The following is a 20,704-nucleotide window of genomic DNA, read 5'->3' on the forward strand; positions in this document are numbered from 1 at the left end:
CGCCGCCCTCGGCGGACCTCGGGGGCCCGCCGCCGGCGGCCACGCGCTCGTGCATCCGCTCCTCGCTCACGTCAGTCCCGGGTCTTGAGCAGCGGGAACAGGATGACGTCGCGGATCGAGGCGGAGTCGGTGAGGATCATCGTCACCCGATCGATCCCGATGCCCTCGCCCGCGGTCGGCGGCATGCCGTGCTCGAGGGCGCGCACGAAGTCCTCGTCGTACGGCATCGCCTCCTCGTCGCCCGAGGCGCGCGCCTTCACCTGCGCCTCGAAGCGCGCGCGCTGGTCGGCAGGATCGTTGAGCTCGGAGAAGGCGTTCGCGCACTCCATGCCGCCCGCGAACAGCTCGAAGCGGTCGACGAGGCGCGGATCGGCGTCGCGCCTGCGCGAGAGCGGGCTCGTCTCGAGGGGGAAGTCGACCACGAACGCGGGCCGGTCCTTCGGGAGCTGGGGCTCGCCGAACACCTCGAAGGCCGCGGCGATCGCCTCGCCCGGGGACCGCTTCGCGGCCTGCTCGAGCTTCCAGGCGTCCTCCGACTCGTTCTCGCGCGCCGCCGCGCGCGCGAGCGCCTCGGCGAGCCCGCGGCCGGCGAGCGCGTCCTCGACCGAGAGCCCGAGGGCACGGGCGCCCACCTCGACGAGCGAGACGCGGGGGTACGGCGGGGTGAAGTCGATGGGCTGCCCCTGGAACGTCACCACCGGCGCGCCGGCGACCTCGAGGGCGAGCGCGTGGAAGAGCGCCTCGGTGAGCTTCATGAGGTCTTCCGCGGTCGCGTACGCCTCGTAGAACTCGATCGTGGTGAACTCGGGGTTGTGGCGGCGGTCGATCCCCTCGTTCCGCCAGATGCGGCCGATCTCGTAGACGCGATCGAAGCCGCCCACCACGAGCCGCTTCAGGTGCAGCTCGGTCGCGATGCGGAGCTTGAGGGAGAGGTCGAGCGCGTTGTGGTGCGTCTCGAACGGCCGGGCCGCCGCGCCGCCCGCCTCCTCCGGCTTGTGCAGGGTCGGCGTCTCGACCTCGAGGTAGCCGCGCCCGTCGAGGAAGCGCCGGATGGTCGAGACCGTCCGGGCGCGCTTCACGAAGGTGTCGCGCACGCCGGGGGTGGCGATGAGATCGAGGTAGCGCTGCCGGTAGCGCTGCTCGACGTCGCTGAGCCCGTGCCACTTCTCGGGCAGCGGCCGCATCGACTTCGTGAGGATGGTGAAGGCGGTCGCCTCGAGCGTGAGCTCGCCGGTCTTGGTGCGCGTGGCGGCGCCCTGGGCGGCGACGATGTCGCCGATGTCGAGGAGCTTGTAGATCTCGAAGTCCCGCTCGGAGACCCGATCCTTCTTGATCCACACCTGGAGCTCGCCGGCGGCGTCGCGGATCTTGAGGAAGGCGGCCTTGCCGAAGGGGCGGACCGCGAGGACGCGCCCGGCGATCGACCAGGCGCCGGGGTCCTTCGCGATCTCGTCGGCCGGCGCGTCGCCGTACCTGTCGCGCAGGTCCTTCGAGAGGTGCTCCGGGCGGTGCCCGTTGCCGTAGGGGTTCACGCCGAGGGCGCGCAGCGCCTCGGCCTTCTTCGCGCGATGCGCGAGGATCTCGCGCTCGGTCGCGCCGAGGTCGTCGCCGCGGGGGGGGTTGGGATCTCGCATGTCTCGGTTTCGACGGGGAAAAGCGTGCGGCGAGGCTAGTCGGGCTCGCCCGCCCCGTCAACGCGAGAACATCCGCGCGCCGCGCGGCGGATCGAGCGGGCGGCCAGCCGAACCGGCTCGCGCTCCTACCGCGGTGCGTACAAGCGGTAGTCGATCTCCGGGAAGATGTTGTCCTTCGTCTCGGCGTGGGCGAGCCACTCCGGGTCGATCTGCCCGGCCCGGAGCTGGTCATGCAGCCGCGTGAACCGGAGCACGTGCTCCTTCGTCCGGCGGATGGCGTAGTCCACCATCGTCCCGGTCTTCATGATGAAGGCCCAGTCCGAGGACTGGGCGAGGAGCAGCTCCCGCGCGGCCTGGTCGAGGGCGCGCCGCTCGAGGTCGCTCGGCTCCCGGTAGTCGCGGGCGAGCGCGATCATGCGCTCCGCCGCCTTGTGCAGGTGGCGGTAGATCCAGTCGTTCGAGCCGTCGAGCCAGACGCCGGCGTAGCCGCCCGCGCCCCAGGAGCAGAGCGGCGGCGTCGCGAGCTGCTGCTCGGGGTTCTCCCGGAGGTAGTCGCCGGGCGTGGCGAGCTTGAAGATGCGCTGGTCGAAGGCGATCTTCCGGATGAGGAAGTCGATGAAGAGCGGCCCCTCGTACCACCAGTGGCCGTAGAGCTCCGCGTCGTACGGCGAGACGACGATCGGCCTCACCCCGTCCATGCGCGAGGCGAGGTGCTCGATCTGCCGCTCGCGGTTGTACATGAAGTTGCCCGCGTGCTGCGCCGCCCGCTCCCGCGCGCGCGCCGGGTCGTAGGGCTCCTTGTGCGCGGTCTTGCCCGTGATGCGGAAGTACTTGATGCCGACGTTCTTCCGCTGCCCGGTCGGCTGGATGTACGGCTTCACGTACTCGTACTCGAGGTCCCACCCGACGTCGCGGTAGAACTCCCGGTAGTCCGGGTCGCCCGGGTAGCCGGACTCGGAGCTCCACACCTGCATCGACGACTCGGCGTCCCGCCCGAACGCGGCCGGCCCGGTGGGCGTGAAGATCGGCGCGTAGACGCCGTAGCGCGGCCGCGGCGTCGCGTCGGTGATGCCGTGCGTGTCGACGAAGAAGTAGCGGATGTTCTCCTCGGCGAGGAACGCGTCCGCGCCGGGGAAGTAGCCGCACTCCGGCAGCCAGATGCCCACCGGATCCTTGCCGAAGTGGCGGCGGTGGTGGCGCGCGGCGACCGCGATCTGCGCGCGCACCGCCTCCGGGTACGGCTGCATGAGCGGCAGGAAGCCGTGGGTCGCGCCGCAGGTGACGATCTCGAGCCGCCCCGCCTCCTCGAGGCGGCGGAACGCGCCCACGAGGTCCCGGCGGTAGCGGTCGTTGAAGAGCTGGCGCAGCTCGCGGAACTCGCGCTGGTGGTGGAGGGCGAGGCCGTGGAAGGTGCCGTCGTTGCGGGTGCGGTGGACCTCCTTGTCCGCGAGCTCGCAGAGCGTGTCGAGCCGCCGCGCGTAGCGGGACATGAGCAGCTCGTCCCGGAGCATCGCGACGAGCGGCGGCGTCATGGTCATCGAGATGCGGAACGGGATCCCCTCGTCCGTCGCGCGGTCGAAGACCCTCAGGAGCGGCAGGTACGTCTCGCTGATCGCCTCGTAGAGCCAGTCCTCCTCGAGGAACTCGTCGTACTCCGGGTGGCGGACGAACGGGAGGTGCGCGTGGAGGTGGAGGGCGACGTAGCCGAGGACGTCCTGGGCCATCTAGGCGCCCTCCCCGGCTCCGAACCCTCCGAACGGCGAGGTCGGCGACGACACGCCCGGAGAGGTCGGCCGTCCGCCCACGCCGCCCGCGCTGCCTCCGGTGCGGGCGGCGAAGCGCGACCAGTCGCTGAGGCGCGCGAGGAGCGCCCGCGCCTCCTCCGAGAACGGTCCGCCCGCGTGGCCGGGGCCGAGGAGCCGCCCGAGCGGGATCTCCCACGGGATGCGGATGAAGCGGTCGTCGATCACCGGCGAGGGGCCGAGCGGCGGCAGCATCATCTCGTTCGAGCCGCGTCCGAGCTGCCGGTCCTGCCCGCCGCGATCGACGGCGTGGATCTCGGCCCGGTACACGCGGCCGGGCTCGAGGTCGTGCACGTAGAAGCCGGTCGCCTCGAGCGCGAAGTCCAGCGTGCGCACCGGCTCCCAGCCGCCGCCGCTCCGCGCGAAGATCCGGAGCTCCGCCCGCGGGTGGTCGAGCCCGGCGAACGCCCCCTGCGCGGTGCCCTGCGAGAAGTCCCAGTAGAGGAAGAGCGTCCGCGGATCGCGCGGGAGCGCGACGAACGCGTCGTCCCCGTAGCCCCAGGGCAGCTCGCCGAGGTTCTCCTCGTACGGCGCGCCCCCCGCGCCCTCGGGGGCGCCCTCGCCCTCCTCGACGGCGCGGAAAGCCTCCGGCGCGTCCGAGGTCGTCTCGGTCATGGGGCGCGGGGCCTCGCGCACCGCCTCCTCCCCGCGCACCCGCGCGACGAAGTAGCCCTCCGGGTCCGGCGCGGCCTCGCCCGGCTTGCCGTTGCCCACCTTCTTGCGGCGCGCCCGCGCCGCCGAGACGCTCGCCGCGACCCCGGCCACCGCGCCGGCCGCCGCGCCCGCCACCGCCGCAGCCACCTTGGCCGCCCGGCGCGTGCGGGGCGCCTTGGCGGCCTCGCGGACGCCCTCCGCGACCTCGGCCGCCGCCGACTTGCCCGCCCGCGCGGCGGCCCGGGCGCCTGCGCCGGCCGCCTTGCCCGCCTCCTTCGCGGCGCGGACGGCCTTGCCCGTCGCCGACGCGGCGCGGCTCGCGGCGGTGCGGGCCTTGCCGCGCGCGGTCTTCACCGCGCGGCCCGTCTTCTTCTCCGCGGCCTCGAGCGCCGCGACCAGCTCGCCCTTGGTCTTCCTGGACTGGCCCGGACCCAGCACCTTCCGGGCGAGCTCGCGCAAGCTCTCGACGGTCATCTTCCTGAAGTCGGCCATGGCAGTGTTCGAGAGAAATCCGGGTTGGCCGCGGTCCGCAAGGGGTTTCCCGGGTCGGCAGCGCGCGGGCGGCGGCGTTCGCGTCGCGTGTCCCCCCTGCGCGGGGCTGGGCCGGCCGTCCGCCTCTGCTACGCTCGAATCTCGCAACGGTGGGGGCCTCATGCACCGTCGGGCAACGTCGACCACGAGGGGACTCGAGCCGTGCGCGAGGTGCGGCGGCGCGCACCCCGCGGATGCGTCCTGCTCGTCTCCCCTGCCGACGCTCGCCTTCGGCGGTGGATCCGGCCCGGCGCGGGCGCCCGCGGCGCAGGTCGCGGCGGTCGATCCGCTCCTGGGGACGCAGGTTGGCAGCTTTAGGATCTCGAGGCTCCTCGGCCGCGGCGGGATGGGCACCGTGTACCTCGCCGAGCATCCCGTGATCGGCAGCCGCGTCGCGGTGAAGTTCCTGCACGAGGCGATGTCGGCGGACGCGCAGGTCGTCTCGCGCTTCTACGACGAGGCGCGGGCGGTGAACCTCATCGGGCACGAGAACATCGTCGGCATCTACGACCTCTCGGTGCTCCCGCCGGGTCGCTTCTACTACGTGATGGAGCTCCTCGACGGCGAGACGCTCGCCGAGCGGGTCCGCGGAGGTCCGCTCGACCCCGCGACCGCCCTCGACGTCCTCCTGCAGCTCTGCGACGCGCTCCAGTGCGCGCACGAGCGGGGCGTCGTCCACCGCGACCTGAAGCCCGAGAACGTCTTCCTCGTGAACCGCCGCGGCCGCCGGAACTTCGTCAAGCTCGTCGACTTCGGCATCGCGAAGCTGCGCGGCGCCCGCGTCGCCGGCCGCACCGAGGCGGGGTTGATCGTCGGGACCCCCGAGTACATGGCGCCCGAGCAGTGCGAGGACGGTCCGATCGACGCGCGGACGGACGTCTATGCGCTGGGCGTCATCGCCTTCGAGCTCGCCACCGGGCGTCTCCCCTTCGCGGGGAGGAGCCTCGCGGCGCTCCTCCTCGCGCACCTCGAGGCGGTCCCCCCCCGCCCATCCGAGCTCGCCCCGGTCGCCCCGGCGCTCGAGCGGGCCATCCTCCGCGCCCTCGAGAAGGACCCCGATGCTCGCTTCGCGGACATGGCCACGTTCGCCGCCGCGCTCCGCGAGGCGCGCGCGGAGCTCCCGGCTCGCACGCCCTCCCCGGCTCCCGCCGCGGGCGCGGCACCGGTCCCGCGCGGTGCGGACGCCGCCCGGGAGGCCGCCGTCGAGGCGGAGGTGTGCGCCGGAGGCGCCCCCCCGGTGCGCCTCGCCGTCCGCGAGCTCACCCGGAGCGGCGCCTTCCTCCGCGGCGACGCGGCGCTCCCGCCGCTCCTCTCGCGGCTCCGGCTCACCCTCGCGCACCCCTCGCTGCGCGCGCCGCTCGGGCTGTCCGCCGAGGTGGTGCGCCACGTGTCCGCCGCCGAGGCCGCCGCCTGGCGGATGGACCCCGGCTTCGCGGTGCAGTTCGTGGACCTCGCGCCCGCGGACCGCGCCGCGCTCGCGACGCTCGCCGACACCCAGCGCCGCGCGACCCCGCCGCCGGCGGCGGGTCCCACGGGGGAGCCGCTCCTGCGCGCCCTCGAGGCCCGCGCCTCCGCGAGCCACTACGCGTTCCTCGCCGTGCCGCTCGACGCGGAGTTCGCCGACGTGCGGCGCGCCGCCCGGGGGCTGCGGGAGTCGCTCGAGGCGCTCCGGCTCCGGCCGCTCGCGGCCGATCACCCGGCCCGGGCGACCGCGCTCCTCGTACGCCTCGAGGCGGCGCAGGCGGCGCTCGCGACCCCCGCGGCCCGCCTCGCCCACGACGCCGAGCGCGGCAACGCCCTCGGCGTCTCGCGCTGCCTCGCCGCGGGCGTCCCCCGCGCCCTGCTCGAGTCGCGGCGGGCGGAGCTCCTCCGGGCGGCGCCCGCGCGCGGCGCCGAGGCGAGCCGCCAGCGCGCGCGCGCCGAGGTCGCCCGCAAGCTCGGGAACGCGGCCGCCGCCCTCGCAGCGTACGAGGCCGCGCTCGCGGCGGATCCACTCGACGTGGAGACCCTCGAGGCCTGCCTCGCCCTCCGCCGCGGGCCGAATGGCCCCGCCGCCCGCTGAGGGAGGCCCCCGCCGCGGGCTGAATAGACGATCCGAGCGCAGCGTCCAGGTCAGCGGGCCGCTCTTCGCCTACAATCGCCCGCCGATGACCGCGCTCGTCCCCGCCCTGCTGGCGCTCGCCCTCGGGCAGGCCGCCGCTGCCCCGGCCGCGCCGGAGCCCCCGCCGATCGCCGCCCCGGCGGTCGACGCGCCCGAGCCCGACCTCTCGCCCCTCCCGCGGCGCTACACCATCGAGCGGGTGGTCGTCTCCGGGCTGCACCACGCGCGCGAGCCGGAGGTGCGCCGCCACCTGCTCGTCACGGAGGGCGACCTGCTCGACGAGGAGCGCGTGCTCCTGTCGCGGCTGCGGCTCCTCCAGCTCGGCTGGTTCTCCAAGGTCGAGACGCGGGTCGAGCGCGGGAGCGAGCGCGGCCTCGTGGTGCTCGTGGTCGAGGTGGTCGAGCGGAACACGCTCCTCGTCACGGATCTCGTCCTGGGGTCGACGGGGCCGCAGCCCATCTACGGCGGCCTCGGCCTCTCGCAGCAGAACTTCCTCGGCCGGGGCTTCGGCCTCTCGGGCGCGTTCGTCTACGGCGGCTCGCCCGCGGGCCGGCCGCAGGATCCCGGCCGCTTCGCGGTGCGAGGCAGCTTCTTCGCGCCCGACCTGCCGCTCGCCCGCCGCGGGGCGCGGGGCGAGCGCGGCCTCGTCCTCGGCGCGACCGTCCTCTTCGTGCGCGGGGAGGAGCTCGCCTGCGGCGACCCGGACTGCGACGCCTTCTCGGACGACTTCGGCGCGGCGCCGCGGCTCCGCTACCAGCGCGCCTCGTTCGAGGGCACCATCGGCATCCGCCCCGGCGCCTTCGAGCGGCTCCTCGCGAGCTACCGGTACGAGGCCCTCCGGGAGCTCTCCGCCGGGGGCACGCCGGCCGCGCCCGAGAACCTGCCGGCGCTCCGGCCCGGCCGCTCGCGCCTCTCGGCGCTGACGGGGACCTACGAGATCGACACGCGCGACGACTTCTTCCTGCCGCGCGAGGGCCTCCGCGGCCTCGCCCAGGTGACGTTCGGCTCGCGCGTGCTCGGCGGCGACTACGAGTACAGCCGCTACCTCCTCCAGCTCGAGACGGCGTTCGGGCTCCTCGACCTCCCCCTCCGCCTCCAGGCGACGCTGGGCGCCGCGCAGGGCGGCGCGCCGTTCTTCGAGCGCTTCTACCCGGCGGACCTCGCCTACTTCGCCGTGGGTCCCGCCCTGGCGCGCTCGCTCGAGCTCAACTTCTCGACCGACTCGCGCTACGACGCGTTCGTCGCCATGGGCGGCCTCGAGTACGCCGTGCCGCTCTGGCAGCGGCAGGCCTTCTTCCGGCGCGGCTACCTCGCGCTCGGCGCGCGCGGCGTCTACTCCTCCCAGGTGCTCGGCGGCGCGCGGACCCGCTTCTCCCGCACCCCCGTCTCGGCCGAGCTCGCGCTCCGCCTCGACACGCCCGTCGGCGTCTTCAACGCGTCGCTCGGCTACGCGGTGGACAACCTGCTGTGACGCGCGCTCCCCGCAGGACCGGCCGCGCCGTGCGCCACCTCCTCGCCGCCCTCGGCGCCGCGGCCGCGCTGGGCGCCGTGGCCGCCGGCCCGCCCGAGCCGCTCGCCGCCCGGGTCGCTCCGCGCGCCGGCCGCGTCGAGGCGAGCCTCGATCTCTCCGCCGCGTTCCCGGCCGCGACCGAGCGCGACTTCGGCAACGGGCTCACGAACGTCGTCGCGATCTACGTCTCGGTCGTGCCCGACGGGTCCCGCGCGCCGGCCGCGCTCTACGGGCGGGTCGTGGAGATCCTCTTCGACGTCTGGGAGGAGACGTACGCGGTGACGGTGAAGGACCCGCGCGCGCCCCAGGGCGTGCACTACGTGCTGCCGGACTTCGCGGCGCTGCGCCGGTTCCTCTCCGAGGCGCGCGGCGTCGACCTGGGTCCGGTGCAGGCGCTGCCCGGGGCGCCCTACCACCTCGAGGCGCGCGTCGAGGTGAACCCCGTCTCGCGCGAGCAGCTCCAGCGCACGCGCGAGTACATCGCGAACCCCGCCGCCGGCACCCGCACCTCGGGCGGGACGCGCAGCGTGCTCGGCGCCGTCGCGAGCTTCCTCCTGCGCGAGCCCGATCCCGGCAGCGACGTGCACCTCTTCCGCTCGCGCTCGTTCGCGCCGGGCGCCGCGGCGTCGGGGGCGGGGCGGTGAGCGGCGCGCCCTCCCTCGTCCGCCGCGCGGCCGGCGCGCTCCGCGTCTCCCGGTTCGAGGCGAAGATCGCGGTCGCCCTCGTGGTCTCGGCGACGCTGCCGCTCCTCGGCGCGCTCCTCCTCGCCGGGAAGCTCGCCGAGGAGAACCTCGCGCTCGGCCTCGACCCCCGCGTGGTGGAGCGGCTCGAGGCGGTGCCCGCGCTGTACGGCGACCTCTTCCAGGCCCGCAAGCAGCTCTACGCCGAGCAGGCGCGCGCGCTCGCGCGCGGGCTCCCCAGGGACCGCGGGCGGACGCACGCGTATCTCGAGTCGGCGCTCGCGAAGACGCCGCGGCTCCGGCGCGTGTCGCTCCACGCCGCGGACGGCGCGGTCGTCGCCGAGGCCGAGACGCAGGCGGAGAACCCCGAGGGCGAGTGGCGGGAGGCGCCGGCGCGGGTGGCGCTCCCCGGCGGCGGACGCCTCGACTGCACGTTCGCCATCGAGGCGCGCTACTTCGCCGAGCTCGGCGAGGCGCGCGAGGTGGGCGAGCTCGTCCAGGGCGTGGACGCGCTCCGCTCGGAGATCCGGCGCAGCTACGTGCGCGCCTTCGCGCTCCTCCTCGTCGCGTGGGCGGCGGGGGCGGCCGCGATCGGCATCCTGCTCGCGCGCCGCACCACCCGGCGGGTCACGCGGCTCGTCGGGGCGGTCCGCCAGCTCGCCTCGGGCGACCTCTCGGTCCAGGTCGATCCCGGGCGGGCGAACGACGAGGTCGCCGGCCTCGCCCGCGCGTTCAACGCCATGGTCCGCGAGGTGCGGGAGAGCCGCGACCGGATCGTCTACCTCGAGAAGATCTCGGGCTGGCAGGACGTCGCGCGCCGGCTCGCCCACGAGATCAAGAACCCGCTGACGCCGATGAAGCTCGCGTTCCAGCAGCTCGAGGCGCGCTGGAAGGCAACCCGGGTCCGGGACCCCGACTTCGGCAAGCTGCTCGGCGAGGCGGGCGAGATCGTGCGCGAGGAGATCGGCACGCTGCAGCGGCTCGTGGACGAGTTCTCGGCGTTCGCGAAGCTCCCGGAGGTGCGGTCCGAGCCGTCGGAGCTCGGCGCGTTCGTGAAGGAGTTCCTCCGCACGAGCAAGCAGCTCGGGGCGGCCGCCGAGCTGTCCGTCGTGAAGGCGAGCGGCCCCTGCCCGGTCGCGCTCGACCGCCAGCTCATGCGCCGGGTGCTCACGAACCTCTGCCAGAACGCGATCGACGCGGCGCGCCCGGCGCGCGCCCGGATCCACCTCGGCATCGCGCGCACGCGCGAGCGCGCCGTGCTCACCGTCGCGGACGAGGGGCCCGGCATCGACCGGGACCTCTGGGACCGGATCTTCGATCCGTACTTCACGACGAAGGGGGTCGGCGGGACCGGCCTCGGCCTCGCGATCGTGAAGAAGATCGTCCTCCAGCACGGCGGCGAGATCCAGGTCGGCGATCGCCCGGGCGGCGGCGCGTCCTTCACCATCGCCCTGCCGCTCGCGCCCGAGGCGCAGCGGGCCGCCTGACGGTCCGCGGCGGGCCCGGGCCCGGCGTCGCCCCCCGCGGGCGGCGCGGAGCCCGGCCGGGCCCGGGTCCCCGCTGCGACGGCGGGTTCAGCTCGAGCGCGCAACGCTGTAGCATCCGCCGCCATGGCATACGATCTCGACGGCAAGGTCGCGCTCGTCACGGGCGCGACGGCGGGGTTCGGAGCGGCGTGCGCGGAGGCGCTCCTCCGCGCGGGCGCGCGGGTGGTCGCGACGGGGCGGCGCGAGGACCGGCTCGAGGCGCTCGCCGCCAGGGGCGGCGGCCGGGTCCACCCGCTCGTGCTCGACGTGCGCGACCGGGGCGCGGTCGAGGGGGCGATCTCCGGCCTCCCCGCGGGGTTCGCGGCGATCGACGTGCTCGTGAACAACGCGGGGCTGGCGCTCGGGCTCGAGCCCGCCCAGCGCGCGTCCCTCGACGAGTGGGAGACGATGATCGCGACGAACTGCACCGGCCTCGTGACGGTGACGCGCGCGGTGCTGCCCGGGATGGTCGAGCGGAACCGCGGGCACGTCGTGAACCTCGGCTCCGTCGCGGGGAGCTACCCGTACCCGGGCGGCAACGTCTACGGCGCGACGAAGGCGTTCGTGCGGCAGTTCTCGCTCAACCTGCGCGCCGACCTCCTCGGCACGGCCATCCGGGTGACGTCGATCGAGCCCGGGATGGCAGAGACTGAGTTCTCGCTCGTGCGGTTCAGCGGCGACGCCGAGCGCGCGAAGAAGGTCTACGAGGGCGTGACCCCGCTCTCGGGCGAGGACGTGGCGGACGCGATCGTCTGGTGCGTGACGCGTCCAGCCCACGTGAACGTGAACGCCCTCGAGCTCATGCCCGTGCAGCAGGCGTTCGCGCCGTTCGCGGTGAGCCGCAAGTGAGCCTCGCCGAGACGCGCGGCGCCGCCGACCCGTGGGGGGCGGCGGCGCCGTCGAGGCCTCGGTCGCCGCGCTACTCCGTCGCCTCGGCCCCCATGGTCGCGGGGTAGCCGATCTCGTCGGCGAGCGGCTGCAGCTCGCGGCGGAGCTTCTCCAGCGCGCGGATCTCGAGCTGGCGCGCGCGCTCGCGCGAGAAGCCGAAGTGCTGGCCGAGATCTCGCAGCGTCTCCTTGCCGTCGCCCATGATGCGGGCCTCGACGATGTGGCGCTCGCGCGGGTCGAGGCGGCCCATCGCCTCGCTCACGCGCCGGTTGACGATCGCGTCCTCCTCGACGCGGGCGAGCTCCTCGTCCTGCGGATCCGCGTCGGCCGGGGTGAACTCGAGGTGCGTGCTCGTCCCGTCGGCGACCGGGGCGTCGAGCGAGAGATCGCGCCCCTCCATCCGCTGCTGCATCTCGATGACGTCGCTCGCCCGGACGCGGAGCTTCTTCGCGACGAGGTTCACGTCGATGCCCTCGGACTCGAGCCCGGCGCCCGGCGTCACGCGCTCGATCTCGTGGCGGGTGCGGGCGAGCGAGAAGAAGAGCTTCCGCTGCGCCTGCGTGGTCCCGATCTTCACGAGCGACCAGGACTTCAGGATGTGGTTCTGGATGTACGCCCGGATCCACCACACCGCGTACGAGATGAGCCGGATCTCCTTGTCCGGATCGAACTTCTGCACCGCCTTCATGAGGCCGATGTTGCCCTCCTGGATGAGGTCGGCCATCCGCAGCCCGTAGGAGCGGTACTCGAAGGCCACCTTGACGACGAAGCGGAGGTTCGCCTCCACGAGCCGGTGGGCGGCGCGCGTCTTCCCCTCGTCCCGGTACTCGCGGGCCAGGCGACGCTCCTCTTCCACGGTGAGGAGCGCGACCTTGTTGATCTCGCGGAGGTACTGGTCGAGGGTGCTGCTCGCGCCGGTCGTTCGATTCATCGTTCCTGCCTCCTGGTGGCCTCGTGGTGATGTCGCGTCAGAGCCATCGAGCAATGGGCGTGCCGCGGGGGGAGGTCCCCTGTTTCTGGCGCAAAACCGGGGGGTGCCGCGCCGCCGGAGCGGACGCAGACTGTAAGAACGAACGCAGTCGCCCGGTTCGAGATCGGTAAGCGCGACAGGAGCGGCCATCCGCGGGCGCGAGGCCTCGCCGGTCATGGCGGCGCTCGCTCGTGCGCTCGTGCTCCAGGGAGCCAGAGCCCGCAGAAACGACGGCCAGCGCCCGTGCGCCGGAGCGCCCGGCGAGCGGGCGAGCGACCGGTCTCGCGCAGCGGACGAACCTCATGGAGGGGTTCCGAGGGCAGCAGCGCGGCCGGTGAGCGTGCGGTACAGCTCGAGCGTCCGGTCCGCCATCCGCTTCGGGCTGAACCGGCGCGCGCGCGCCCGCGCGCGGCCGGCGAGGAGCGCGCGCCGTCCGGGATCGGCCGCGAGCGCGCCGATGGCCGCGGCGAGGGCGTCGTCCTCGCCCGGCGTGACGAACGCGGCCGCGCCCGCCCAGCTCTCGCGGAGGCTGGGAATGTCTCCGAGGACGAGCGCGCAGCCCGCGAGCGCCGCCTCGAGGACCGAGAGCCCGAACGGCTCGTACCGCGCCGGGTGCGCGAAGATGGCCGCCTCTCCCATCCATCGGGCGAGCTCCTCCTCCGGCAGGTGGCCGAGGAGCTTCGCGCCGCCACCGGCCTCCGGCACGCGGGGCGCCCGGGTCGCGCGCGCGGGCTCCTCGGTCTCGCCGGCGATCGCGACGCGCCAGGGGAGCCGGAGCCGCGGCGCGATGCGCACCAGCGCCGCCGCGTTCTTCGCCTCGTCCCACAGCCGTCCGGCGCCGAGGACCAGCTCCGCCTTCGCTCGCGGGCGGAAGCGCGCGGGGTCGCGGCCGCCGGGGATGACGGTCGGGCGCGGGATCGGGCCGTAGTGGCGGACGAGCGCCTCGGCCATCGCCGCGCTCGGCGCCGCGACCGCGTCGGCGCCGCGCAGCCCGGCGGCCACGACGTCGCGGTAGTGGTTCCACTCCGGAGGCGCGACCTCGTGCCGGACCGCCTCGAACCACGACAGCACGCAGGAGTGCCCCATGACGAGCTTCGGCGCGCGGAACGGGAGCGCCCCGTGCGCGAACGCGTTGGAGTGGACGACGTCGGGGCGCTCGCGCGCCTCGAGCTCGAGGAGCCAGCGGCCCGCGGCGCCGACGTCCTCCCAGGGGTCCTCCATCCACTCGAGCCGAAAGGCGCGCTCCTCGTGCACGAGGCCCGGGATGCCCGCGAGAGCCCGTCGCTGGTCGGGCGTGAGCAGGCGCCCTTCGGTGGCGAGCACCACGGCGACGCCCCGGGCGGCGAGCGCGCGCGAGAGCTCGACCGCGTAGGTGAACACGCCCCCGAGGGCGTCCGCGACGAGGAGGACCTTCATCGGCGCCCTGAGATCCGGTCGAGCACGACCTGCACTTCGACGATGCGTTCCATCTCCGGATCGTAGCGGCCGCCCTCCGCGAGCGCCCCGACGAGATGCGAGCTCGGGTTCGAGTACTACGCCATCGGCCGGCCGCGGTCCCGCGCCGGCGCGCGCCCCCGCCGGTCGGGCAGTTGCCCGATGGCCGTCCGTCCGGCGCGGGAGCAGCTTGAGGGAGGCCCGGACATGGAGCGGGCCCCCCATGGCGGACGAGACGCTCTGGCCCGGACGGCCCCACCCCCTCGGCGCGACCTGCGACGACGAGGGCACGAACTTCGCGGTGTACGCGCGCGAGGCGGACGCGGTGGACCTCTGCCTCTTCGATCCCGCCGATCCCGCGCGCGAGCTGCGCCGGGTGCGGCTCACCGAGCGGACGGGGCACGTCTGGCACGGCTACCTGCCCGGCGTGAAGGCGGGGGCGCTGTACGGCTACCGCGCCCACGGCCCGTACGAGCCCGAGGTGGGCCTCCGCTACGACGGCGCGAAGCTGCTCGTGGATCCCTACGCCCGCGCGATCTCGGGCGAGGTCGATCTGGCGGGTCCGATCTTCGCCTACCGGCCCGACGCGCCCGAGCAGGACCTCGCCATGGACGACCGCGACAGCGCAGCGGCGGTCCCGCGCTCCGTCGTCGTGGGCGGGGGCTTCGACTGGGGCGACGATCGTCCGCCGCGCACCCCGCTGCACCGGAGCCTCATCTACGAGGTGCACGTGAAGGGCTTCACGGCGCGTCACCCCGAGGTCCCGCCCGAGCTGCGAGGCACCTACGCCGGGTTCGGCTCGCCGCCCGCCGTCGCCCACCTGCAGCGGCTCGGCGTGACCGCGGTCGAGCTGTTGCCGGTCCACGAGTACCTCGACGACCCCTTCCTGCACGCGAAGGGCCTCACGAACTACTGGGGCTACTCCACCCTCGGCTTCTTCGCGCCGGAGCAGCGGTACGCCCGCGGCAGCCGCGGCGAGCAGGTGACCGAGTTCCGCGAGATGGTGAAGGCGCTGCACGCCGCGGGGATCGAGGTGATCCTCGACGTCGTCTACAACCACACCTGCGAGGGGAACCACCTCGGCCCGACGCTCTCGCTGAAGGGGCTCGACAACCGCAGCTACTACCGGCTCGTCGACGAGTCGCCCCGCCATTACTGGGACGCGACCGGCTGCGGGAACTCGCTCGACACGACGAACCCGCAGACGCTGAAGCTCGTGATGGACTCGCTCCGCTACTGGGTCGAGGAGATGCACGTCGACGGCTTCCGCTTCGACCTCGCCGTCACGCTCGCCCGCGATCCCGAGCTCTTCGACGAGGCGTCGCGCTTCCTCGTCGCCGTCCACCAGGATCCGGTGCTCGAGCGGGTGAAGCTCATCTCCGAGCCGTGGGACCTCGGCCCGGACGGCTACAAGGTGGGCGCGTTCCCGGTGCGCTGGTCGGAGTGGAACGGCAAGTACCGCGACGTCGTGCGCCGCTTCTGGAAGGGGGACGAGGAGCTCGCGAGCGAGATGGGCTACCGCCTGACCGGCTCCGCCGACCTCTACGAGGGGGCCGGCCGGAAGATCTACGCGAGCGTGAACTTCGTCACCGCCCACGACGGCTTCACGCTGCGCGACCTCGTCAGCTTCGACCACAAGCACAACGAGGCGAACCTCGAGGAGAACCGCGACGGCGCCGACGACAACCACTCCTGGAACTGCGGGGCGGAGGGCGAGACGGACGACCCCGCCATCCTCGCCCTGCGCGACCGGCAGATGCGGAACCTCATGGCGACCCTGCTCGTTTCGCAGGGCGTCCCCATGATCGCCGCCGGCGACGAGATGGGGAAGACGCAGGGGGGCAACAACAACGCGTACTGCCACGACGACGAGCTCTCCTGGCTCGACTGGAGCCTCGACGAGCGCCGCCGCGCCTTCCTCGCCTTCGTGCGCAGGATGGTCAAGCTGCGGATGGAGCAGCCGGTGCTGCAGCGGCGGCGGTTCTTCCGCGGCGGCCACCCGTGGGACTCGTCGCTCAAGGACCTCGCCTGGTTCCGCCCCGACGGCTCCGAGATGACGGAGGAGGACTGGCAGAAGCCGTTCGCGAGGTCGGTCGCCTTCCTCCTCGGCGGCGACCAGATCGCGACGCCGGACGAGCGGGGCGAGCGGATCATGGGCGACTCCCTGCTCGTCCTCCTCAACGCCTGGCACGAGCCCGTCACCTACGTCCTGCCCGACGTGGACTGGGGGCAGGAGTGGCAGGTGCTCGTGGACACCGCCGGCGCGTCCGAGGAGAAGCACGAGCACGTGAAGGCGCGTGGCGCCGTGCCGGTCGAGGCGCGCTCCCTCGTGATCCTCTCCCGCCCGGCCGATCGCTGACGCGGCGCGCGGGGAAGGCGCTCCCGCCCGGCGGCCGATTCGCGCGGCCGCCCCGGCCCGGCCTTATAATCCCCGCCCCATGGACGCGACGAAGCCGACCGTGCTCGTGGTGGACGACGAGCGCAACATCCGCCGCACGCTGCGCATGGTCCTCGAGGCGGAGGGCTACGCGGTCTCGGAGGCCGAGAGCGCGGAGGACGCGCTCAAGATCCTCGAGGGGGAGCCGGTCGATCTCGGCATCTTCGACATCCGCCTGCCCGGCATGGACGGGCTCGCCCTGCTCTCCCGCGCGCGCGAGCTGTGGCGGGACCTGCCGGTGGTGGTCATCAGCGGCCACGCCGACACGAGCGACGTGGTGGACGCGGTGAAGCGCGGCGCGACCGACTTCTTCTCGAAGCCGGTCGACCGCGACCGCGTGCTCGTCTCGGTGAAGAACGCGCTCGCCCGGCGCTCGCTGGAGGAGAAGGTCCAGGTCCTCGCCTCCCGGGAGCGGAAGTTCCAGGACGAGATGCTCGGCGAGAGCCCGGCCATGCGGCGGCTGCGCGAGGACATCGCCAAGGTCGCCCCGACGAGCGGCCGGGTGCTCGTCCTCGGCGAGTCCGGCACGGGCAAGGAGCTGGTCGCCGCGGAGATCCACCGACAGTCGAAGCGGGCGCAGGGGCCGTTCGTCAAGGTCAACTGCGCGGCCATCCCCTCCGAGCTCATCGAGAGCGAGCTCTTCGGCCACGAGAAGGGCAGCTTCTCCGGGGCGGCGGCGCGGCGGCGCGGCCAGTTCGAGGTCGCCCACGGCGGGACCTTGTTCCTCGACGAGATCGGCGACATGAGCCTGTCGGCGCAGGCGAAGGTGCTGCGCGCCCTCCAGACCGGCGAGATCGTGCGGGTCGGCAGCGAGCGCGCCCTCACCGTGGACGTCCGCGTCATCGCCGCGACGAACAAGGATCTCGAGGCGGAGGTGCGCGAGGGGACGTTCCGCGAGGACCTGTTCTTCCGCCTGAACGTGGTGCCGCTCGTCTCGCCGCCGCTGCGCGACCGGCTCGAGGACGTGCCGCTCCTCGCCGAGCGGTTCTTCCAGCTCGCCGCGCGCGAGAACGGCACGCGCCCCAAGGCGATCGACCCCGAGGTGTACGACCGCCTGCGCGCCTACCGCTGGCCCGGCAACGTGCGCGAGCTCCGCAACGTCTGCGAGCGGATGGTGATCATGAGCGGCGACCGGATCACCGCCGCGGACGTGCCCGAGGCGGTCGGGCCGCGCCAGGCCGCCGCGCCCGCCGCCGGCGCGTCGGACCTGTCGCGCTACGGCGAGGTCCCGCTCCGCGAGCTCCGCGACCTCGTCGAGCGCGACTACATCCTGAAGAAGCTCGAGGAGCACGACTGGAACATCACGCAGGCCGCGCAGGCGCTCGGCGTCGAGCGCACGAACCTGCACAAGAAGATCAAGCAGCACGGGCTCTCGCGCGCGGGGCGGGGCGCGCCCCTGCCCGACCCGGACGGCGACGAGGGGTGACCCGCCCCATGCGCCCGGCCCACGCCATCCCCGGCCTCCCCCCCGCGGCGCCCCGGGCGCCCGAGTCGGAGGAGCGCCTCGCGCGCCTCGGGCGCCGCGCGCCGGACCGGCTCGACGAGGTGCTCGCGCTGTGCCGGCTCGCCGCCGATCCCGACCTCGCCCTCGCCGGCGTCGAGCGCTACGTGGACGGCGCGGGCGAGCTGCCCGCGGAGCGGGATCTGCTCGAGGCCCTCGTCCTCCTCGCCGGCTCGTCGCGCATGGTCCCGGCGCTCCTCGCGCGGGACCCGCGCCTCCTCCGCCGCGCCGCGCGCTCGCCGTTCCTCGGCCGCGAGCGCTCCGAGGCCGATCTGCGCCGGCTCCTCGCCCGCGCCGTGCGGAGGCTCGATCCGGACGACGTCGCGGGCCTCCTGCGCCTGCTCCGCGCGCTGCGCGCGCGCGAGATCGTCCGCATCGCCCTGCGCGATCTCCGGCGCGCCCGGGTCAAGGAGGTCACCGCGGAGCTCGCCTCGCTCGCGACCGCCTGCCTGGACGCGGCGATCCGGTTCCACGACCGGCGCCTGCGCGCGCGGCACGGGGCGCCCGCGGGGCTCGAGGACCGCGAGCCGGGCGCGGGCTTCTGCGCGATCGCCATGGGGAAGCTCGGCGCGCGCGAGCTCAACTTCTCCTCCGACGTGGACCTCGTCTACGTCTACGACCGGGACGGGCAGACGGGCGGCGAGCGGCCGGTGACGCACTTCGCCTACTTCGCGAAGCTCGCCGAGCTCGTGACCGAGGCGATCGCGAAGCCCACCGAGGACGGGTTCGTCTTCCGGGTGGACCTGAACCTCAGGCCCGACGGGCAGAACGGCCCCATCGTCAACAGCGTCCGCGCCGCGGAGCTCTACTACCAGTCGTTCGGCCGCACCTGGGAGCGCAACGCGCTCGTGAAGGCGCGCCCGGCGGCGGGCGATCTCGCGGTGGGGGACGAGCTCTTGCGCCAGCTCGAGCCGTTCGTGTGGCGGCGCAGCCTCGATCTCGACGTGCTCGCCGAGATCCAGGCGATGAAGGCGCGCATCGACGCGCGGGCCGGCGCGGAGGGGAAGGACGACCTGAAGCTCGGCAAGGGCGGCATCCGCGAGGCCGAGTTCTTCGTCTCCGCGCTCCAGCTGCTCCACGGCGGCCGGCCGGACGGGAAGGCGCTGCGCGAGCGCGCGGTCCTGCCCGCCCTCGATCGCCTCCTCTTCGCCGGCGTCGTGCCCGCGAAGGACGGCGACGTGCTCGCGGACGCGTACCTGTTCCTGCGCCGCGCCGAGCACCGCGTCCAGATGGTGGAGGGCGCCCAGACGCACCGGCTCCCGGCCGCGGGCGAGCGGCTCGGCCTCGCGCGCGGGATGGGCTACGCGACGGAGGAGGCGTTCGAGGCCGCCCTCGCGGCGCACCGCGAGCGGGTGGCGAAGCTCTTCGGCGGGCTCCTCGGGGCGGCGGCCGAGGAGGCGCCGCTCGACCCGGAGCTGGCGCTCCTCGCCGATCCCGACGTCGAGGCGGCGCGCCGGGCAGAGATCGCGTCGCGGCGCGGCCTCGTGGACCCCGATCGCGTCCTCGCCGCGATCGACGCCATGGCCCGGCGGCGCACGCCCTTCTCGCCCCACGGCGATCCCGCCGCTGCGGTCGCGCTCCTCTCCGACGCGCTCGGCACGCCCGATCCCGACCAGGCGCTCTCCCACCTCGCCGACTTCGCCGCCGCGCTCTCGAACCCCGAGCCGTACTTCCGCATGCTCGCCCAGCACCGGCGCGTCTCGCGGCTCCTGCTCGCGCTCTTCGGCACCTCCGACTTCCTGTCGAAGCGCTTCCTGCGCCACCCGGAGCTCATCGACATGCTGCTCCGGCAGGATCAGGTCCTGCTCGAGAAGGACGCGGCCCGCTTCCGCACCGACCTCGAGGAGCGGCTCGCCGCGCTCCCGTCCGACCTCGAGGCGGACGACCTCCTGGAGCGCCAGCTCGGCGAGCTCCGGCGCTTCAAGAACGAGGAGGTCCTGCGCATCGCGATCCACGACATCGCGGGCACGATCGACCTGCCCTCCATCGCGCGCCAGCTCTCGGACCTCGCCGAGGTCTGCCTCGAGCGCTGCCTGGAGCTCGCCGAGGGCGAGGCGCGCGCGAAGGGGATGCTGCCGCCCTCGCGGCTCTGCGTCGTCGGCATGGGCAAGCTCGGCGGGCGCGAGCTCGGCTACCACTCCGACCTCGACCTCGTGTTCCTCTACCGCGGCGGCGGCGGCGAGCACCACACCGCCTACGCCCGGCTCGCGCAGCGCTTCATGTCCTTCCTGCAGATGCCTCTCCGCGAGGGGCGCCTCTTCGCCATCGACACGCGGCTCCGCCCGTCCGGCAACCAGGGCGCGCTCGTCATCGGCACGGAGGGGTTCACGCGCTACCACATGGGCGAGGCGCTCCCGGGCGGCGGCGCGCGCGACGGCGCCGCCGGCGGGGTGCGCAGCCAGCTCTGGGAGCGGCAGGCGCTCCTCCGCGCGCGGCACGTGGCGGGCGATCCCGCGCCGTTCGCCGAGATCGAGGCCCAGGTGATCGTGCCGGCCGTGTACGGGCCCCGCGAGGATCGCGCCCAGCTCGCCGCCGAGATCCGTCGCATGCGGGAGCGGATGGAGAGCGAGCTCGCCAAGGAGGCCTCGCGAGGCAAGAACCCGAAGACCGGACACGGCGGCCTCGTGGACGTGGAGTTCGCCGCGCAGTTCCTCCAGCTCGCCCACGGCAACGCGCACCCCGAGATCCGCACCGGCTCCACGCCGGTCGCCCTCGAGCGGCTCCGGGCCGCGGGGCTGTTGCGCGAGGCGGAGTTCGAGGCGCTCGCGCGCGGCTACGAGTTCCTGCGAAGGGTCGAGCTCCGGCTCCGGATCGTCCACGACTTCGCGATCGACCACCTCCCCGAGAGCGGCCCGCCGCTCCACCAGCTCGCGCGCCGGCTCGGGTACTACGGCCCCGCGCCCGGCGACCGGTTCCTCGCGGACTACGCGCGCACCACCGGCGCGGTCCGCCAGGCGTTCGACGCCGTGGTGCGCTGACGGGGCCTGGGTAGGCCGTCCCGGCGGTTTTCGTCGCCGGAGGGGACTCGTCTACAAT

General features: G+C 74.4%; 13 protein-coding genes. 8 read left to right on the forward strand and 5 right to left on the reverse strand.

Translation table 11 applies throughout. From position 1 onward, the window contains the following. Positions 1-71 precede the first annotated feature (71 nt). The 3 genes from lysS to MLV88_RS08605 all read right to left on the reverse strand — a co-directional run bounded on the left by lysS (position 72) and on the right by MLV88_RS08605 (position 4,582). Positions 72-1,634, reverse strand: a complete 1,563-nt coding sequence (gene lysS / locus MLV88_RS08595; RefSeq protein ID WP_242357023.1) for a lysine--tRNA ligase — start codon at positions 1,632-1,634, stop codon at positions 72-74. 125 nt (positions 1,635-1,759) lie between these two features. Then, positions 1,760-3,358 (reverse strand): glycoside hydrolase family 57 protein, encoded by a 1,599-nt coding sequence (locus MLV88_RS08600; protein ID WP_242341507.1) that lies wholly within the window; start codon positions 3,356-3,358, stop codon positions 1,760-1,762. Continuing rightward, positions 3,359-4,582: a DUF4912 domain-containing protein gene (locus MLV88_RS08605; protein ID WP_243337289.1), complete on the reverse strand. Its 1,224-nt coding sequence runs from the start codon at positions 4,580-4,582 to the stop codon at positions 3,359-3,361. It lies immediately after the preceding gene. Between the two features lie 160 nt (positions 4,583-4,742). Here MLV88_RS08605 and MLV88_RS08610 point away from each other — a divergent pair, with 160 nt between their 5' ends. The 5 genes from MLV88_RS08610 to MLV88_RS08630 all read left to right on the forward strand — a co-directional run bounded on the left by MLV88_RS08610 (position 4,743) and on the right by MLV88_RS08630 (position 11,287). Continuing rightward, positions 4,743-6,683 carry a serine/threonine-protein kinase gene (locus MLV88_RS08610; RefSeq protein ID WP_277956894.1) on the forward strand — a complete coding sequence of 647 codons (1,941 nt, stop codon included), beginning with the start codon at positions 4,743-4,745 and terminating at the stop codon, positions 6,681-6,683. An 85-nt stretch (positions 6,684-6,768) separates the two neighbouring features. After that, the gene (locus MLV88_RS08615) at positions 6,769-8,193 is read left to right on the forward strand and encodes a BamA/TamA family outer membrane protein (RefSeq protein WP_242355192.1); all 1,425 of its coding nucleotides are present in this window, start codon (positions 6,769-6,771) and stop codon (positions 8,191-8,193) included. A 29-nt stretch (positions 8,194-8,222) separates the two neighbouring features. Then, positions 8,223-8,876, forward strand: coding sequence for a hypothetical protein (locus MLV88_RS08620; protein ID WP_242338014.1), 654 nt, complete (start codon positions 8,223-8,225; stop codon positions 8,874-8,876). Then, a complete protein-coding gene (locus tag MLV88_RS08625; RefSeq protein ID WP_242338012.1) occupies positions 8,873-10,399 on the forward strand; it encodes a sensor histidine kinase in 1,527 nt (508 codons plus the stop codon). Before MLV88_RS08620 ends, MLV88_RS08625 begins: the two co-directional genes overlap by 4 nt. Before the next feature lie 123 nt (positions 10,400-10,522). Next, positions 10,523-11,287: an SDR family oxidoreductase gene (locus MLV88_RS08630; RefSeq protein WP_243337291.1), complete on the forward strand. Its 765-nt coding sequence runs from the start codon at positions 10,523-10,525 to the stop codon at positions 11,285-11,287. 70 nt (positions 11,288-11,357) lie between these two features. Here the strand turns inward: MLV88_RS08630 and MLV88_RS08635 are convergent, their stop codons facing one another. Beyond that, positions 11,358-12,257 (reverse strand): RNA polymerase factor sigma-32, encoded by a 900-nt coding sequence (locus MLV88_RS08635; RefSeq protein ID WP_242338008.1) that lies wholly within the window; start codon positions 12,255-12,257, stop codon positions 11,358-11,360. A 339-nt stretch (positions 12,258-12,596) separates the two neighbouring features. Then, the gene (locus MLV88_RS08640) at positions 12,597-13,712 is read right to left on the reverse strand and encodes a glycosyltransferase family 4 protein (RefSeq protein WP_242338006.1); all 1,116 of its coding nucleotides are present in this window, start codon (positions 13,710-13,712) and stop codon (positions 12,597-12,599) included. A 241-nt stretch (positions 13,713-13,953) separates the two neighbouring features. On the opposite strand from MLV88_RS08640, the gene glgX reads away from it, so the two are divergent. The 3 genes from glgX to glnE all read left to right on the forward strand — a co-directional run bounded on the left by glgX (position 13,954) and on the right by glnE (position 20,646). Then, on the forward strand, positions 13,954-16,089 hold the full coding sequence (glgX, locus tag MLV88_RS08645; RefSeq protein WP_243337293.1) for a glycogen debranching protein GlgX: 2,136 nt from the start codon (positions 13,954-13,956) through the stop codon (positions 16,087-16,089). Positions 16,090-16,168: 79 nt separating this feature from the next. Further along, positions 16,169-17,593, forward strand: a complete 1,425-nt coding sequence (locus MLV88_RS08650; RefSeq protein WP_242355196.1) for a sigma-54-dependent transcriptional regulator — start codon at positions 16,169-16,171, stop codon at positions 17,591-17,593. Beyond that, positions 17,590-20,646: a bifunctional [glutamate--ammonia ligase]-adenylyl-L-tyrosine phosphorylase/[glutamate--ammonia-ligase] adenylyltransferase gene (glnE, locus tag MLV88_RS08655; RefSeq protein ID WP_242371306.1), complete on the forward strand. Its 3,057-nt coding sequence runs from the start codon at positions 17,590-17,592 to the stop codon at positions 20,644-20,646. The genes MLV88_RS08650 and glnE overlap by 4 nt, the downstream gene beginning before the upstream one ends. The last annotated feature ends 58 nt before the right edge of the window (positions 20,647-20,704 follow it).

This window comes from Anaeromyxobacter soli (assembly GCF_022808855.1).
Taxonomy (GTDB): domain Bacteria; phylum Myxococcota; class Myxococcia; order Myxococcales; family Anaeromyxobacteraceae; genus Anaeromyxobacter; species Anaeromyxobacter soli.